At 60.1% G+C, this 16,569-nt stretch carries 18 protein-coding genes; 7 read left to right on the forward strand and 11 right to left on the reverse strand.

The window, feature by feature from the left end:
- A partial coding sequence (locus DUGA2_RS34890) for a calcium-binding protein (protein WP_070273261.1) occupies window positions 1-625 on the forward strand: 625 nt, incomplete at its 5' end.
- A 479-nt stretch (window positions 626-1,104) separates the two neighbouring features.
- Here DUGA2_RS34890 and DUGA2_RS34710 read toward each other — a convergent pair.
- Both DUGA2_RS34710 and DUGA2_RS31725 read right to left on the reverse strand, forming a co-directional pair.
- Window positions 1,105-1,419 carry an AlpA family transcriptional regulator gene (locus DUGA2_RS34710; protein ID WP_229214825.1) on the reverse strand — a complete coding sequence of 105 codons (315 nt, stop codon included), beginning with the start codon at window positions 1,417-1,419 and terminating at the stop codon, window positions 1,105-1,107.
- An 11-nt stretch (window positions 1,420-1,430) separates the two neighbouring features.
- Window positions 1,431-1,784, reverse strand: a complete 354-nt coding sequence (locus tag DUGA2_RS31725) for a hypothetical protein (protein ID WP_141753443.1) — start codon at window positions 1,782-1,784, stop codon at window positions 1,431-1,433.
- Between the two features lie 271 nt (window positions 1,785-2,055).
- Between DUGA2_RS31725 and kleE the strand changes: the two genes are divergently transcribed.
- The 4 genes from kleE (at window position 2,056) to DUGA2_RS31740 (ending at window position 4,262) form a co-directional block, all read left to right on the forward strand.
- Complete coding sequence (gene kleE / locus DUGA2_RS33900; protein ID WP_286162333.1) at window positions 2,056-2,376, forward strand: KleE stable inheritance protein; 321 nt, start codon at window positions 2,056-2,058, stop codon at window positions 2,374-2,376.
- Window positions 2,377-2,426: 50 nt separating this feature from the next.
- Window positions 2,427-3,440 (forward strand): ParB/RepB/Spo0J family partition protein, encoded by a 1,014-nt coding sequence (locus DUGA2_RS31730; RefSeq protein ID WP_083296554.1) that lies wholly within the window; start codon window positions 2,427-2,429, stop codon window positions 3,438-3,440.
- Between the two features lie 120 nt (window positions 3,441-3,560).
- A complete protein-coding gene (locus DUGA2_RS31735; RefSeq protein ID WP_070273263.1) occupies window positions 3,561-3,905 on the forward strand; it encodes a KfrB domain-containing protein in 345 nt (114 codons plus the stop codon).
- Between the two features lie 27 nt (window positions 3,906-3,932).
- Complete coding sequence (locus tag DUGA2_RS31740) at window positions 3,933-4,262, forward strand: GGDEF domain-containing protein (protein WP_083296555.1); 330 nt, start codon at window positions 3,933-3,935, stop codon at window positions 4,260-4,262.
- 294 nt (window positions 4,263-4,556) lie between these two features.
- Here the strand turns inward: DUGA2_RS31740 and DUGA2_RS31745 are convergent, their stop codons facing one another.
- The 3 genes from DUGA2_RS31745 to DUGA2_RS31755 are packed head-to-tail and all read right to left on the reverse strand — an operon-like array spanning window position 4,557 to window position 6,828.
- The gene (locus tag DUGA2_RS31745; RefSeq protein ID WP_070273265.1) at window positions 4,557-4,769 is read right to left on the reverse strand and encodes a hypothetical protein; all 213 of its coding nucleotides are present in this window, start codon (window positions 4,767-4,769) and stop codon (window positions 4,557-4,559) included.
- Window positions 4,766-6,607 carry a toprim domain-containing protein gene (locus DUGA2_RS31750; RefSeq protein ID WP_070273266.1) on the reverse strand — a complete coding sequence of 614 codons (1,842 nt, stop codon included), beginning with the start codon at window positions 6,605-6,607 and terminating at the stop codon, window positions 4,766-4,768. Before DUGA2_RS31750 ends, DUGA2_RS31745 begins: the two co-directional genes overlap by 4 nt.
- Window positions 6,604-6,828 (reverse strand): CHC2 zinc finger domain-containing protein, encoded by a 225-nt coding sequence (locus DUGA2_RS31755; protein ID WP_070273267.1) that lies wholly within the window; start codon window positions 6,826-6,828, stop codon window positions 6,604-6,606. The genes DUGA2_RS31750 and DUGA2_RS31755 overlap by 4 nt, the downstream gene beginning before the upstream one ends.
- Window positions 6,829-6,961: 133 nt before the next feature.
- Between DUGA2_RS31755 and DUGA2_RS31760 the strand changes: the two genes are divergently transcribed.
- Entirely contained in the window at window positions 6,962-7,357 is a 396-nt protein-coding gene (locus DUGA2_RS31760) for a helix-turn-helix domain-containing protein (protein WP_070273268.1), read from the forward strand.
- Window positions 7,358-7,540: 183 nt separating this feature from the next.
- Here the strand turns inward: DUGA2_RS31760 and DUGA2_RS33905 are convergent, their stop codons facing one another.
- The 4 genes from DUGA2_RS33905 to DUGA2_RS31770 all read right to left on the reverse strand — a co-directional run bounded on the left by DUGA2_RS33905 (window position 7,541) and on the right by DUGA2_RS31770 (window position 14,267).
- A complete protein-coding gene (locus tag DUGA2_RS33905) occupies window positions 7,541-7,948 on the reverse strand; it encodes a hypothetical protein (protein ID WP_141753446.1) in 408 nt (135 codons plus the stop codon).
- A gap of 14 nt (window positions 7,949-7,962) precedes the next feature.
- On the reverse strand, window positions 7,963-9,123 hold the full coding sequence (locus DUGA2_RS33910) for a hypothetical protein (protein WP_141753447.1): 1,161 nt from the start codon (window positions 9,121-9,123) through the stop codon (window positions 7,963-7,965).
- Window positions 9,124-10,093: 970 nt separating this feature from the next.
- Window positions 10,094-11,215 (reverse strand): site-specific tyrosine recombinase XerC, encoded by a 1,122-nt coding sequence (gene xerC / locus DUGA2_RS31765; protein ID WP_071659007.1) that lies wholly within the window; start codon window positions 11,213-11,215, stop codon window positions 10,094-10,096.
- 1 nt (window position 11,216) lies between these two features.
- The gene (locus tag DUGA2_RS31770) at window positions 11,217-14,267 is read right to left on the reverse strand and encodes a CHC2 zinc finger domain-containing protein (protein ID WP_070273269.1); all 3,051 of its coding nucleotides are present in this window, start codon (window positions 14,265-14,267) and stop codon (window positions 11,217-11,219) included.
- Window positions 14,268-14,414: 147 nt separating this feature from the next.
- Here DUGA2_RS31770 and DUGA2_RS31775 point away from each other — a divergent pair, with 147 nt between their 5' ends.
- Window positions 14,415-14,777 carry a helix-turn-helix domain-containing protein gene (locus tag DUGA2_RS31775; protein ID WP_070273270.1) on the forward strand — a complete coding sequence of 121 codons (363 nt, stop codon included), beginning with the start codon at window positions 14,415-14,417 and terminating at the stop codon, window positions 14,775-14,777.
- A gap of 197 nt (window positions 14,778-14,974) precedes the next feature.
- Here the strand turns inward: DUGA2_RS31775 and DUGA2_RS31780 are convergent, their stop codons facing one another.
- Both DUGA2_RS31780 and DUGA2_RS34285 read right to left on the reverse strand, forming a co-directional pair.
- The gene (locus DUGA2_RS31780; RefSeq protein WP_070273271.1) at window positions 14,975-15,430 is read right to left on the reverse strand and encodes an Imm30 family immunity protein; all 456 of its coding nucleotides are present in this window, start codon (window positions 15,428-15,430) and stop codon (window positions 14,975-14,977) included.
- A gap of 7 nt (window positions 15,431-15,437) precedes the next feature.
- The coding region (locus DUGA2_RS34285) for a hypothetical protein (RefSeq protein ID WP_210402614.1) at window positions 15,438-16,569 on the reverse strand (1,132 nt) is incomplete at its 5' end.

Consider the following 16,569-nt stretch of genomic DNA (forward strand, 5'->3'; position numbering starts at 1 on the left):
CATGTTCAGTGACGGTGTCAGCTGGGACCGGACGACAATCGCAGCCCACGTGGTTTCGTTGATCACCGGTACGGCGGGGGACGACACGCTGACAGCGCCGAGCGATGCCGGTTACAAGGTCTACGGCCTTTCTGGCAACGACACCTTGATCGGCGGAAGCCTGGACGACACGCTCGATGGAGGTGAGGGCGACGATGCCCTGACGGGCGGGGCAGGTAATGACGTACTGATCGGAGGCGCCGGTAACGATACCTTGAAAGGTGGGAGCGGTAATGACATTCTTGTTGGCGGTAAGGGAAACGATGTGCTTACGGGCGAAGGCGGCTCCGATACCTATCGCCTGGCGATTGGCGATGGGCAGGACCGCATCGTCGATGCCTATACCGATAACTCCACCGACGTGCTGGAATTCACAGACCTCGCTTCGACCGCCGACATCGTGCTGCGTCGACAGGGCGGCGATTTGGTGATCGATTATGGGAGCGGCGATCAGGTGACTGTCGCCTACCAGTTGGGCGGGTCGGATGAAGGTGGCATTGAAAAGATCATGTTCAGTGACGGTGTCAGCTGGGATCGGGCAGAGATCATTGGCCGTGTAACGGAGCCGGCAATAGCTGCCTATTAAGCTGTAAAGAAGCCCGGTGGCTTCCCACCCCTTGTGCCTTCTATTACGGCGGAAAAACTGGCGGTACGGGTGGTGGTGTCCCTGGGAGAGTAGGCGGAGGTTCTGCTGGCTTGCCGGGTCTCGGTGGCAGTAGAGCCCAGAGCCGACCGTCTACGAGTATTGCTCTCCTGGGCAAGGTGGGGGCTGCCCTCAATGATATCTGTGCAAGGGTAGCCGTAGAAAATCAAGCGCCGTTTTTATCATTAAGTAGTCGTGCGCCGTCCTTGTGACGGCGTTTTTTTGCGAGATTACCTAGTCCTTCGGGATAGCCGAGTGAAATGTCGAAGGTTCTTTGCAAGCCCGCTAGTAGAACTGGAACGTCCACCATTCTCGCTGTGGTCGAGCCGCCTTAAGTGGTTATCGCGCCCCACAAAGCCTCTGCGCAGATCGAGTGTAGGGGCGCCCGCGTCAGAGCGAAGAGGCGGCTTTTCATTCTGGTGTCATGCGCGACTGGTCCTGATGCAATCTTCCGCCCACTGGATTACCTCGCTCCATATCCATGCAGAGGAACGTCCGCGCAACTTGACCGGTGCAGGGAACTCTCCCTTATTGATAGCTTCATATACGCTGCTGCGCGACTTTCCGCAAATCGCGAGCACTTCCTTCAGGCGGATCAATCGCAGCTCCTGGTGGTAAAACATGGCCCGCCGGTCTCGCTGCGGCACGTCAGACGTGCTTGCCGCAATTTGGTTGCGTAAGCGTTTCTCCCCCGACATGCGCTGGTGGGCCGGGCTCCCTTGCTTGGTCTGGATCATATCGTTCACCTTTATCCAGGTGTGTGGGTTTCGGTATCGCTGCTGATCCATTGCGACTGAACGGCCTTACGGATGGCGTCCAGCATGTGATGCACCGCGCGTAGCGGAATGACCTCACGCTCCGCGCGCACGGGCCTGGTCTCGTTGGCGTAGTTGGTGCAGACGTGCGTCATATCCTCTTCGCGCACGACTGCCAGTGCGTAGACTTCGCCATCGGATTGTGTCAGGAGTGCGCCGCCGCTACCGGAGTGGATGGCATCGTCGACTGCGTCGCGCAAGGCGTACAGCGCCGCGCGATCGCCCACTAACGCGCCGATGTCCTCGTAACGGGACGGGACAAGAATATGCAAAATCAGCTCGCTCATGTCTTCCTCCAATTATTTTTGAAATTCGATATTTCGAAATTCATGATCGAGTATGTCGTTGAACGGATTGAGAGGCAAATAGAACACGACCCTGATGTCGAATAGATCAATGTTCGACAGCGGCGAGGTGCCGTGTGACTTTAGCGGCTAAAACACTCGCCATTTGTCGACGGGCGACGCAGCGCTGTCCTTTGATGCTGATCAAAGCGTGGATGTCTGACGGTGTGAGGATGGCTCTGACGCTGCAAAAAAACTGACGAGGGGGAGGGCCATGGGAAGGATCGTTCAATTTCCGACGCAGCCCAGAATGCGCGCCCAACAAGCTCGTGCATCCCGCAAGGCTGATGCCAGCAAACCAAGGTCTGCCCCGAGCGAAAATCTAATTATCCAGATACTCGCCGGTGTGATTGTATTTGTGGCGATCTGCACTTGGCCAATTTTGCGATGGCTGTTGTGCGCAGATTTGATTGTCCAAGTCCTCCGTGTGGCGTTGCTCAGCGGCTGGGCAAGTTTTGCGGCGCTTTTGCATATTATGTTTTTGGGTGTTTTGGCTTATCTGATCTTGCTGGTAGCGCCGGCGTCACCTAAATAAACGACAAAGTATTCGATCTCTTCAGGGAGTAGCATGGCGGATTTTTTTGGATGACCGGCGCTATCAAAGAACGACGCGGCCCCAATGTCGTGCTGCGAAAGCTGCCGGCCCGTTCGGCGGGTAAAGGTGACATCGTGGCTGGCAAAGAGGGATCGCCAACGGCAGAGACGGCACATGGCGGGCCGCTCATGTTACAGCTCGACCTGATCGATGAAGACCCCCTCCAGCCGCGTACAAAAAATAATCCGGGCTTCTCTCCATCGAGTCTTACCGAGCTCTCCGCCGCGATCCTGCTGCGCGGCGTGAAGACGCCTATCTCCGTGCGCCCGAACCTGGAAATCCCTGGACGTTTTCTGATCAATCACGGCGCCCGTCGCTTCCGTGCGTCGCGTCTGGCAGGGTTGACGCACATTCCCGCTTTCACTGACACGAATTATAGCCAGGCCGACCAGGTGGTCGAAAACCTGCATCGCAATGAATTGACGGCGCGAGAAATCGCCGACTACATTGGCCGCGAGCTGGCGAAGGGCCTGCGCAAGGGGGAAATCGCCCGGCAAATCAGCAAGTCTGCGGCGTTCGTTACGCAACACGCGGCGCTGCTGGACCTGCCGGAAGCGATTGCGGCAGCCTTTAACACGGGGCGCGTGCGCGATGTCACTTTGGTCAACGAATTGATTTTCGTTCATCGCAAGGCACCGGCTGACGTGTCGGTCTGGCTGGCGGATGAAACGCAGGAAGTGACAAGAAGTTCCGTGCGGATGCTGCGAGCATTCATCGAGCAAAAGCTGGAACGACGTCAGCCTTCAGGCGCAACGGAGGGCGACGCGCCGTTGTTTGTGATCGCCGGAAAGCAAAATGATGCGAGCGACGGATCAGGGATGTTGCAGTCTTTGCCGTGGGTAAATCCGGTGCTGGCAATACGGCATCAAGGCAGGGAAGGGCGGCTTCTGGTTCGGCGGCGCCCTTCTTCTGCGGGCAAGGCCTGGTTGCGCTACGACGACGATTGCGAGTTGGCAGAGGTCGATCTTATCGACGTTCAGCTCATCGCCTTGGTGGAGGGCTAAAAATGCATGAGAGCCATCGTATGCAGATTTTGAACGGGACCATGCCGCCTCTATCCTTGGCGCATGTCCCGATGATGAAAAGGCTGGCCACGTGACGATCGTTAAGCGGAGAGGTAGGTAATGAAGCAACGCATATTAGTGATGAATGGTCAGCGCATAGTCCAGAGCGAATTTGACAGTCAGTGGACCACCACCAAGGTAGGCAAGGCCGGTCAGCTTCAGCCCGGTATCTATAATCTGAGCGCGGCTATCCCTGCCAGCAAGGACAAGACATACGATGGCGTCGTGCTGCACAGCGATCAAGAGCACCTCTACCAGCAGGTCGGTAAAACCTGTATTCGTCACTCAGCCCATGACTTTTTGAAATTGCCAGCGATTGGGACTCATGCCGCGATTCGGTACGACGCCAATCATGCTACGGCGAGTCATGAAGCTGTCAGTCGGGGCCAGGGCATCAAACGGTAAGGTCCACGGGTTGACGGTGAGGTCCGACTGGAAGCGAGCTCCGCCAGGCTGAAACGCAACGTGGGCAGAACGTTCCCGGTGCTGGTGATGTATCTGGATAAGTTCAAGCCCATCAATGACACCTGCGGTCATTTGGCTGGTGATCTCGTGTTGCGTACGATCGGCGACCGTCTCATTGCGATCAGAAGAGAAACCGATATTCTATGCCGCTTGGGCGGCGATGAATTTGCGTTGCTTGCGCCCGATGCCGATCTGGGCGAAGCACACTTGATCGCCGAACGAATGCGCTCAGAAGTCGTGCACCCCACTAACATTGGCGGGGGCGAGGTGGCTGTTGATGCCAACGAGGAGCCCTGAGAACGGTCGGGTTGGGCTGCGGCCGCGCTTCGGCGATGAGCCGTCAGCCTCATCACGGTAGATATTGCCTGACAATTTAACCGGACGACCGGCAAGGGCGGAGGGGCGGCCGTTGCTTCAACTTCCCGCTAGGCCCTGTGTTGGGTGAGTCGCCCATGACCGTCTTAAATGCTTTCAGGAACCCCGCCTGACTTGCGTAACCGACGCGTTCAGCGACCAGTTTCATGAAACCCCTTTCCCGTATCATGGCTCGGGCCAGGGACATGCGCTAAGGGGCATGCGTTATCGCGCAAGTTAGTCTCCCGGCGAGTCGCCGAATGCGTTCGTGAAGGTGCCGGCAAAGCTGCTGTGCGATAGGCCGGCCATGAGCGTGTCGAGCAACCAGTCGCGTGTCGGATCGGCGCGGATGGCATTGAGCGCATTGCCCAGTGTTGGATGCAGTCGGCTGTGAAACAGGCCGCGTTCGGCATCTCTGTGTGATAAGGCGATGCGTAACACGTCGATCAACAGGGCTTCGAACAGACGACCGAGTACGTTCTGGCGGTCATGTCGATCGGCAAATGCTTCGCTGAACATCGGTCCCAACACCGCATCGGCTCCGCCCAAGGCCAGACCCACCGCCGAAGGTGGCGTCGCCACAGAGAGTTCCATAGAAAACCCATGTAGAACAGGCTTTGCCCGGTCATGGCGCTGTACTTGATCTTCTCCTCGTCCGGCATCATCGCCAGCACCGCATCCATCAGCGACGTCTTGCCGGCGGCCGACGAGGACCGGATCACGATGGCCAGCGGGTTGGCCAGCTTTCGGGAAGTCGCCGCCAGGTAGCCCACCAGCTTGTTGGTGCTTTCGCCGGTGATACCGGCGGCCTCCATGTCGGCGACGATGCGGCCGATCACGTCCGGGTCGTTCAGCAGTTTCAACGCCGCGCTGCGGTCCTCGTCGCTGATCGCCACGCCGGCCACCGGCGCCGGCTCCAGCGTCTTGCGCAACCGTTCGTCCTGCACGGCCTCCAGTTTCATCAGCACCTTGCCCAGGTCGGCGCGGATCACGTCCTCGCTTTGTTTGAGTTCGGCGGCGGCCTGCGTGACGAAGGCGGCGCGCGAGCGCGCCGCGTACAGGTCGAAGGTGTCGACGTGAAAATGTTCGCCGTAGGCGGCCAGCAGATTGATTTTCAATAGCTCCGGGCTGGTGTTCTTCTCCAGACCGCGCACGCGGTAGTGGCGTTCGCCAAAGCTCATGCGCAGCGTGTTGTCCAGCACTTCGGGCAGCGGCTCGGCGGCCGGTGCGGTCGGCAGCGGCGATGCGGGCAATGGCGGCGGCGGTGGCGCGGCGGCTTCGTCATGGACGGCCATCACGTCGGCCTGCGCGATGTGTGCAGGTGCTGCCGGCGGCGCGGCGTCGGGCAGGTGCTGGCGGGCGGCTAAGGAAAGAAGCGGATCACGCGGCGCGGCGCCATTGCCTAGCCACTGGGCCTTGCGGATCGCCATGCCCAGCGCGTCGGCCGCTGAGCGGCCGGCGTGCAACGCCGTGGCATTGGCGTCCATGCCGCGCGCGAACACGATGCGGTAGCACTCGATGCCGCGTTCCATCAGCTGCGCCGCCAGTTTGACGGCCGCCTTGTCGCCGGCGTCGTCGCGGTCGTAGGCGATCAGCACGCGGGTGACGCCGTGACGCAGCAACGCGGCCAGGTGGTCGGGCGTAAAACCTTCCACGCCGTAGGCGGCGGTGACGTTGGTGAAGCCGGCGCACCAGAACGTCATGGCGTCGATCAGCGCCTCGCACAGGATGATTTCGGAAGATGCGGCCAGCGCCGCCTCGTTCCACACGCCCCGGTGCGGGCCGGGCAGGTACAGGTGCGCCGGCGTGCCCTTGCGCAGATCGTCGCGGACCTTGCGGCCGTACACCTCGGTGACGTCGCCGGCGGCGTCGAACACCGGCACCACCAACGAACCGTTGAAATGTTCGTGGCCGCTCTCGCGGTAGATGCCGATCTTTTGCAGGCGGGTTCGGATGTCGGCGCCGGCGGCGCGGTTCTTCTCTGGCAGGCGCAGGCCCAGCGTGCGGTTGGCGTAGCCCAGTTGAAAACGTTCGATCAGGTCCGGGTGCGCGAGGCCGCGCGCCTGTAGGTAAGCCAGCGCTTCGGGCGACTGCTTCAACGTCTCGTGGTAGTAGCCGATGGTCTGGTTGAGCAGCGCCTGGTCGTCGGCGTCGAACGCCATCGGCGGCGGCAGGCTGCGCACGGTGGCGCGCTTGATGGGCGTGTCGCTCACACCCTGAGCGGCTAGGGAAGGATCGGCCTTCAGCAGCTCGACCGCGTGCCGGAACGACACGCCCTTGAACTTCATCGCCCGTCGATCGGGCCGCCGCCGATCTGGCAGCCGAAGCAGTGCCACAGGTTTTTGGCTGGCGTGACCACCAGCGACGGTTCGCCGTCGTCGTGGAATGGGCACAGGCCCAGCTTGTCCTTGCCGCTTTTCTTCAAGGCGATGCCGGCCGCTTCGACCAGGCGCTCGACGGACACCTCGTTCTTCAGTCGCTCGATGTCCGTTTCCGGGATGCGTGCCATTTTCCGCCTTTTGCTCAAAAACCTGTCAATACCCTTTTGGTGTTTTATTTTAATACCTTATACTGTGTATTGGCTAATCATTTTTGAAAACGGGGGATACAGTATGAAACCACTCACACTTTGGTCCCTAACCATGTCCTTCCCTTCAAGACTGATCCAGCTGCGCAAGGCCCTGGGCATGACGCAGCAAGGCTTGTCCGATGCCGCCGAGCTGCACGTCAATCAGATCCGCCGCTATGAGGCGGGGACGGCGCAACCAACCTTAGACGCCCTGATTCGGCTGGCCAAGGTGTTGCATGTGCGGCTTGATGATCTGGTGTTCGGCGAACAGGAGCGCGGCCCCAGCGACGACCTGGCATTGCAGTTCGAGGCCGTCAGCCAGTTTTCGGAAGCGGAGAAGCAGACCGTGCGCGAGTTGTTGGAAGGGATGATTCTCAAGCACGAGGCGCGGCGTTGGGATTCGGCACGGGCCGAGGCGGCGGCGAAGAAGCCGGCGGCTGGAACGAAGCGTGGCCAGCCGGTAGCGTGACCGTCGTTGCATAGCGACCTGCCTTAGCCGCTAAAAAAAGAAGCCGTACCCATCACCTGCGCGAACAGCAGCGGGTTGGGGACGGCTTTTTTATAACTAAAGAGTGAGCGTCTGAGCAAGAACGCATATAGAAAAATGACCGAGGTCGTGACCGGTTGCAGGAACAGACCCTGGCACTGATCTTCAAGCAGATGAGGAAGAATCAGTAAGGACCTGAATCTGCCCTAATTTCCATTTCCCTGTTCCGTTATCAAACTGTGCATGCCATCTGGCTGGGCGGCGGAACCACCGCTGTGCATCGATGTCGTCCTCATACTCAAACCATGGTGCTCCATTTTCACAGCCAAAATCGACCACTATTTCTGGCGGCCATTCAGGTTGGGCGCTTACCCAAAGGAGCACTTTAGATGCAGCACTAAGCGTAAGCGGCATGGGATGCCATGACCGTCCACCGTCAGAAGATTTTTCGATGTTCATGCGCCGCCATCGGTTGTATTGACCCTCCGGCTTGTTGAATTTATCGAACGACATTCTGTAATGCGAGCCGTCCTCCGCGTCGCATTCGAATTCTCTATAGAATGATTGATTCATCTTTACGTTCTACTTCATTGGAACCATTGATAGATTTTTCCGCCAACCCAACGACCGCTTTCAGCGCCGCCATAGCCAAGGGCCATACCGCCAAGGATACCAGCGCCTATAACTAGTGCAGCTGGCGCAGCAGCTAATCCCAAGAATCCTGCACCGATAACTACGGCTCCCGCCCCAATGCCGGTACCCAGGGTTGATCCTACTGCACCGCCAAAGAATCCGCCTGTCTCTTGTGCGGCTACTTGCCCTTTCATGCCAGTCGGGGCGTTGCTCACTGCGCTATAAGCGGAATAGCCGCCGTAAAGCATGGCTGCTGGTCCTGCGATCTTACCAAACGTAACCAGCTTATTTAGCGAAGCACGGCCGGCCCCAGATTTTTCAGCCATAAGCTCGTAGGTATCAAATGGATTTGAACGCTGATATTTCGCTTCGTATTGTGCAGGTGTCATTGACTTGTCGATACCTTTCGACACGATACCTCCACCCCACGACTGTTTTGCTCGCGTTGCTTCTCGGAGATCGATTCGTCCCTCTGAAGCAGAGTAGGCTGCCGCCCGGGCCGCAGTTAAGTCGTTGGCTGCACGTGCCGCTTGCACTGCTGCCACTCCGCTTGCCGCATTTTGTGCGATGCCAGCTTTGTACTGAATTCGTTGATAGGTGTCCCATGAGCTAACCGCACCGCCACCTGCTGTTTGCGCATACGTGCTGGTGTTGGGTTGGATCTCGAACTCAGCAGGATTAGCTTGCAGATTCTGTACAAATGCTTGCAGATTTTGATCTAACCGATTGCTATTGACCGCAATCTGATCGGCCACATCAGCATCCAACCTTTGCTCCAGCGTGAGTCGCTGACCGACCACCTCAACAGAGGCGATAGGAGCGACTGCGCTACCCGGATAAGCATAAACGCCCCTAGCTGTTTGCACGACTGGGAATGACTTATCGCCTTCAGTGTATATCTGCTTTGTGTATTCCTCGCCATCATCCAGTACGCCGGCGGGGAAATCGGGGCCGTCTGGATTTTGAGACAGTTGGCCACCCCGTGCGACTGTGGCCCAATTTTGTCTTGGGTCCATTGCGGTAGATGCATACCGGTCACCAGACATTACTTCTTGTTTGATGCCGGCCCACGCATCGTCGCTAAGGTCAGGAGTTCCGCTGCTGCTGTACGCCAAGCTGCTACCCAACGCATTGCCGAACGCATCTGTAGCAATCCGTGGCCCCGACGCGAGCGGTCGTAATTCGGAGGCGAAAACCCAGATGCGATGCGGGCTGGTGGGCCGGTCGGCCCAAGTGCGGTGTGTTAAAGAACGAAAAAAATCCTGGACGCGAGTTTGGCCGATTTATCGCGCGCCGGCAAGGGCGAATGTGCCGGTTTTTACATGGCTTCGAGGTCGGGGTTTGACCTCGAAGCAGGCAGTTGGGCCAGCGGGGCCGGCCCTTTATCGAATCAAGGCAGGAACAGAACGTAGTGGTGCCACAGACCTGTCACCAGCAGGATGCCGTGTTTGCTGTTCTTGAATGGAATGCCGTGATGCTCGATACGGATAACGTGTGCTTTCATGAAGTTCTCCTTGAAAAGAAAGCGATAGGCGAATTTACCCATCACTTCTATTTATCAATCGCCGAAGATTTTCTGAATTTTCTGGGAGGCGGGCGGCTTGCCGCCCGCTGGGGTTTGCCGTTGACGTTGGGTTTGCGTTCGACCTGGCTGACGGCAGCGCGCGGGTGCAAGCGCCGGCGGCGCGCGCGCCGTGACCCTGGCCGAAGCCCTGCGCCCCAGGGCGCACACTATGGCTTGGCAGACGGGGAGGGGCGCCAGACATAACGCCTGTTCCGCGAGGTCGGCCCACCAAGTGAAGCGCAGCGTAACGACTGGGCCGACTTTGCGGAATGCGGCGTTATGTGACAATCGGGCGCGCAGCGCACGATTTCCCCCGAGGCGGCTGTGCCTTTGCGTTCGGCCTGACTGCCGGCGCAGCGCGGCCGCAAGCGAGGAACGAGCGCGCCTTGTTGGCCCACTTTCGCATCAAGCGTGGCTGTTGGATGCCGCGCAGCGGCTGGCGGTATCGCGCAGCGACTGGCGTTGTCGTGTACGGACTCGACCGGAGTGATGTGGCCGGCGGTGCTGCGCGGCGTTCGTCGTCACGTCCCAGCGCGGTCATCCTCGTCGTCGGCTTCGGCGCGCAGCGCGTCCAGAAACGCGCTGGCGGCGTCCGTGCCGGTCGGGTGGGGCGCTGGATCATCTGGGATTGCGTTCGCGTCCTGGCGGCGCTCCAGGCGTGCAGGATGTGTGGCGGCGTGGATGGCGCTCAGCTTCTCGATGGAGACGTGGGTGTAGATTTCGGTGGTGTTCAGGCTGGCGTGGCCCAGCAGCGCCTGAATGAAACGGATGTCGGCGCCACCTTCGAGCATGTGGGTGGCGCAGGCATGGCGCAGCAGATGGGCCGCGCCGGGCCGCTCGATGCCGGCGATGGCCATGTAGCGCTTGACACGCATGGCGACATAATGGCCCAGCACCGGATCGCCGTAGTCGGTCACGAACAGCGCCGTGGAGTCGCCGACCGTCAACTGCGGCCTGGCTTCGTACAGGTATTTTTGCAGCCAGGCGCAGGCCCGGCGGCCCAGCGGCACCACGCGATCGCGGCCGCCTTTGCCCTCGCGCACAAACACCACCTGGCGGATAAAATCGATGTCGCCGCGGGTCAGGTTGCCGACCTCCTTGCGGCGCAAACCGGTGCTGTACAACAGTTCGAGCAGCGCGCGGTCGCGCAGGCCGGTGACGGTGGCCGGATCGGCCTCATTGAGGATGGCGGCCACCTCGTCCACCGACAGGATGTTGCGCGGTAGGTGGCGCTGCACCTTGGGCACGTCCAGCTCGGAGGCCGGGTTGTAGAGGATGTGGTTTTCGCGCGTGGCCCACTTGAAGAAGGTTTTGACGGCGCGCAGCAGGTTCACTTGCGTGCCCGGCACCAGCGGGCTGCCGTCCTCCTTGCGATAGTAGAACAGGTGGCGCTGGTAGCGTTCCAGGATCGGCTTGGTGACCTCGCGCGGATCGTCGATGCCGCGCTCGTTGGCCCAGGCGATGAAAGTGCGCAAGGCGCGCCGGCGGGTGACGACGGTGTCGGCGGCGTAGTGCGTCACGGCCAGCCATTCGCAATGGGCCTCGACGTAGCGGAACAGGGATAAGTGCGCCAGCGGGTCGATGCCGCCGCGGTACTGGACCTGCGGTTTTGCTCCTCGTGCCTTGGCGCGCGGGCGTTGCATGTTACGCCGCCGGCGACGATTGCGGGTACGACAGGATCGGCGCTGTTTCGCCTGATACGTGCGGTTTTTCCGCTGGTCGCCGAATTTGAGAAACAACGCCTTTATCTACAGGCGATACGTTGGTCCGCGACGCCCCCGCAACCGGCCCGCTATCGGCCCGCGACCACCCCGCGACTTCACCGGTTTGCCCCCGCGACTTGTCGGTCGTAGCCGAACCGGCGGTGAGTTGATCGACGTCGATCAGGCCCGGCAGGTGCGGCCGGCCGCCTTCGCCGTCGGCGTCATAAGCCAGCTCGTAGACGAACTTGCCGCCGGGGCCGTCGCGGCGGGCGATCACGTATTCGAATTCGACCAGGCGGTCGAGGTGCAGGCGCAGTTGCGTATCGCCCAGCTCCAGCGCCTCGCGCGCGGCGCGGCGGGTGAAGCGCACAACGTTGCGGGCGATGGCCTGTGCGGCGGCGATCTGGTCGACCATCGCGCACAGGGCGCGCAGCAGCGCGCGGGTTTGCGGCGGCAGTTCATCGAGGCTGCGGCCCAGCACCTCGTGCGCCAGCGCGTTGGCGCATTCAATGTCCTTGCGCGTGACTTCGATGTATTCAATGACGCGGTCGCGGTGGCGGGTGCTGCGCACCGGCCGCTGGTACTGATGCAGCAGCGCGATGGTGTCGATCAGGGTCAGGTATTTTTCGTGATCGCGCCGGGTGCGTGTGGCGTTGTCGGGGAAGGTCAGACGGTCGGCGTAGGGATTCATCACGGCCAGCGGCCGCAGCAGGCGCTGCGCGTTCTGGTGCAGGGCGACGATGTAATCCTTCTCCTGCTTGACCAGCAGTCCTTGCAGGGTGCGGCGCTGGCGTTGCAAGCGGTGGATGGCCTGCGTCTGCTGGCGGCCTTCGTCCACCGTCAGCACCAGGCAGCGGTTGAGCAGCTCCGGGTCGATGTCGAGCGCGGTCGTGGTGGTGAACAGCATCACCGGTCCCTCGACCCGGTATTCCTGCGTCACCAGGTTGCCGGTGGCCGCGTCCTTGCCGGTGGACGCCATGGTCAGCTCCCCCTCGGACTGCAACAGTTTTAAGGCATACGAGGCGCGCGACGCGCCTTCCTCCTCGGCCAGCGCCAGGATCTTGTGCTTCAGATTGGCCTGGCCCATGTAGAACAGGCTTTGCCCGGTCATGGCGCTGTACTTGATCTTCTCCTCGTCCGGCATCATCGCCAGCACCGCGTCCATCAGCGACGTCTTGCCGGCGGCCGACGAGGACCGGATCACGATGGCCAGCGGGTTGGCCAGTTTGCGGGAAGTCGCCGCCAGGTAGCCCACCAGCTTGTTGGTGCTTTCTCCGGTGATGCCGGCGGCCTCCATGTCGGCGACGATGCGGTCAATCACGTCCGGATCGTTCAGCAGTTTCAATGCCGCGCTGCGGTCCTCGTCGCTGATCGCCACGCCGGCCACCGGTGCTGGCTCCAGGGTTTTGCGCCAACGCTCGTCCTGCACGGCCTCCAGTTTCATCAGCACCTTGCCCAGGTCGGCGCGGATCACTTCCTCGCTTTGTTTGAGCTCAAAGGCGGCCTGCGTGACGAAGGCGGCGCGCGAGCGCGCCGCATACAGGTCGAAGGTATCGACATGAAAATGCTCGCCGTAGGCGGCCAGCAGATTGATCTTCAATAGCTCCGGGCTGGTGTTCTTCTCCAGGCCGCGCACGCGGTAGTGGCGTTCGCCGAAAGCCATGCGCAGCGTGTTGTCCAGCACCTCGGGCAGCGGCTCGGCGGCCGGTGCGGCCGGCAGCGGCGACGCGGGCAATGGCGGCGGTGGTAGCGCGGCGGGTTCGTCATGGACGGCCATCACGTTCGTCTGCGCGATGGGCGCGGGTGCTGCCGGCGGCGCGGCATCGGGCAGGTTCCGGCGAGCGGCTAAGGAAAGAAGCGGATCACGCGGCGCGGCGCCATTGCCCAACCATTGGGCCTTGCGGATCGCCATGCCCAGCGCGTCGGCCGCCGCGCGGCCGGCGTGCAACGCCGTGGCATTGGCGTCCATGCCGCGCGCGAACACGATGCGGTAGCACTCGATGCCGTGCTCCATCAGCTGCGCCGCCAGTTTGGCGGCCGCCTTGTCGCCGGCGTCGTCGCGGTCGTAGGCGATCAGCACGCGGGTGACGCCGTTACGCAGTAACGCGGCCACGTGGTCGGGCGTAAAACCCTCCACGCCGTAGGCGGCGGTGACGTTGGTGAAGCCGGCGCACCAGAACGTCATGGCGTCGATCAGCGCCTCGCACAGGATGATCTCGGGCGAGGTGGCCAGCGCCGCTTCGTTCCACACGCCCCGGTGTGGGCCGGGTAGGTACAGGTGCGCCGGCGTACCCCTGCGCAGGTCGTCGCGCACCTTGCGGCCATACACCTCGGTGACGTCGCCGGCGGCATCGAACACCGGCACCACCAGCGAGCCGTTGAAATGTTCGTGGCCACTCTCGCGGTAGATGCCGATCTTTTGCAGGCGGGCGCGGATGTCGGCGCCGGCGGCGCGGTTCTTTTCCGGCAGGCGCAGGCCCAGCGTGCGGTTGGCGTAGCCCAGCTTAAAACGTTCGATCAGGTCCGGGTGCGCGAGGCCGCGCGCCTGTAGGTAAGCCAGCGCTTCGGGCGACTGCTTCAAGGTTTCGTGGTAGTAGCCGATGGTCTGGTTGAGCAACGCCTGGTCGTCGGCGTCGAACGCCACCGGCGGCGGCAGGCTGCGCACAGTGGCGCGCTTGATGGGCGTGTCGCTCACACCTTGAGCGGCTAGGGAAGGATCGGCCTTCAGCAGCTCGACCGCGTGCCGGAACGATACGCCCTTGAACTTCATCGCCCAGTCGATCGGCCCGCCGCCGATCTGGCAACCGAAGCAGTGCCACAGATTCTTGGCCGGCGTGACCACCAGCGACGGTTCGCCATCGTCATGGAACGGGCACAGGCCCAGCTTGTCCTTGCCGCTTTTCTTCAAGGCGATGCCGGCCGCTTCGATCAGGCGCTCGACGGATACTTCATTTTTTAGCCGTTCGATGTCGGTTTCGGGGATTCTGGGCATAAATCGGGGTTGGGCTAAAAACCTGTCAAGAGGGTTTGGAAGAAAATAACTCGTTTGCAGTCTACGCCAATTTGGCGTAGAGTCAACTACCAACCAAAAACAGGGGTTATCGTTATGAAGTCGCTACAGCAGCAATGGATTTCAGTCATGACCCAAGACGAGAAGGAATATTTCAAGGTGCTGGGTGCCCGCATCGCGCAAATGCGCAAGGACCAAGGCCTGACGCAAGTTCAGTTGGCCCAGGCGCTCGGCATTTCGCAGCAGATGGTGGGGTCCTACGAAGTGGGCCGCCGGCGCGTTCCTGTGTCGATGCTGCCGACGTTGGCGCGTGCGCTCCGGGTGCAGATCGATGAGCTGTTGGGCGATGCCGTGAAGGTTCACGCCAAGCGTGGGCCGGCTTCGCAATTGCAGCGCAGTATGGAGCGCATCAACGAACTGCCGAGGCAGAAGCAGCGCTTTGTGGTGGAAATGCTGGAGACCATGCTGGCCCAAGCCAACGCCAACACGTAGCGACCTGTCTAGCCGCTAAAAAAAGAAGCCGTACCCATCACCCGCGCGACCAGCAGCGGGTTGGGGACGGCTTTTTTTTAAATTAAAGAGTCAGGGCTGGTCGTGTTAGGCCACAAGGAAGCAAATGGTCGAGGCCATCCGGCTGGAATATACCCCGCCCCATCAGGCATCAGCGTGGATGAACCTTTGTAGTACCTTCATTTTGCAGCGAGAAGGATTGGCAAAGTTTTATTTAAGAATGTGGGATTTTTCTCGTTGATCTTTTCACAAAGCCATGTAATGGCCACTTTAACTTCAGTGGACTCTTGCCTAACCATTCTCGTCAGAAGATCCCGGGTGGCTTGGTTGTTTAACACCCGCATCAAAATAATAGATGCCCACCTCGGACTCGTGGCCTGCAGATTCGGTATGGCGCGCAAAAACGCACGTACATAAATATCGTCGTCGAATGATTCCGCTGCATGTATAAGCGAAAACATCCCTTCATCAAACTCGGCCTCATCATTGAGGGCAAGCAGCATCGGGCTAATGCACGCAGGATCGCGAAAGGCCAACACGTCTGTAATGGCCGAATCTAGCGTTTTTACCGCTGCCTCCCCAGACAATCGTACCGCATGGCCCAGTTGATCCAGTGCTTCAGTTAAGGATTCCATTTCTTGTTTACTTTTTCTCAAAAATTGTTGGGTACGTCGCTTTATTTTGGCGGATCAGTTCTTGTAGTTGCTTACGGATGTCAGGCCCATAAAGACCATCATTCTGATAGATTTTTCGAGCATCTTGAACGCCGGTTGCCAATGCTCCACGCGCCGTCATGTCGACATCTGCGGTAGTGCCGTAAGTGAAGGTTTCACGATGACGGCCGCCAACACCAGGGACAGGCTGTTCCATGTTAATTGCGATGCCATCATTCTTGCTAATGTCGTATTGTGACATGTGTTTAGCAGACGGAATGTGATGTGGTGTGATGTTGTCGCCCTTACTGCCTGCGGCTATCAGCTCGCCATAGGTTGCGACGTTCCCTTCACCCGGCAGCAGGCGTTTAGTTTTAAAGATGTCGAGCGTGCTTCCAACACCTTTCATCATTCCTGCGAAACCACCTGCACCCACCGATAGCATCGCCGTCCCACCAATGCCACCGTTTTGCGCATCGATATCTGTCCTGCCAACATCTTGCAGACCACCTGAGATGTAGCCTGTCACCTTGGATTGGGCGGCATTAATGAGGTCGCCTACCGGTGTGAAATTGCGAAGCGCGTAAGCAGCAGGGCCGGTCACAATATCCAGCCCTTCCAAGGCGTATTTGGCTACCGGGTTACTCTCGACATATTCGCCGAACGTCGATAGAACATTCCCCGTCCCGACCATGGCGTTATCGATGTATTTGCCTACGAACGTTCTTTGTCTGGTTGTGGCGTCGTTAGCGGTTTTACCGACATTCCAGAGCGCCTCCACGTTCCCAACCAGAGGAAGAACCTTGTTGTTTGCGTAGATGTCACGGACTTGGCTAATCTGGTCATCCGTGGCGTTGCGTAGACGCAGGAAGTCGCTAGTCCGGTCCAGTACGTCATCACGCGAAAGGTCTTGGCCGGCTGCGAACTTCAGTTCAGAGATTTTCTGAATGCGATCAGCCATGTTTGGATCGCTGAGATCGGCACCAGTCCGCATCGCCAAGTCTTGAATGTGACGACGCTGATCGGACGGCAGGTTGCCCATGGAGTCGGGCAGCGAAGGACGCGAGAACTCGGCCGCCAAGCTGCTACCCAGCGCATTGCCAAACGCGTCTGTAGCAATC

Source organism: Duganella sp. HH101, assembly GCF_001758795.1.
In the GTDB taxonomy this organism is placed as follows: domain Bacteria; phylum Pseudomonadota; class Gammaproteobacteria; order Burkholderiales; family Burkholderiaceae_D; genus Rugamonas; species Rugamonas rivuli.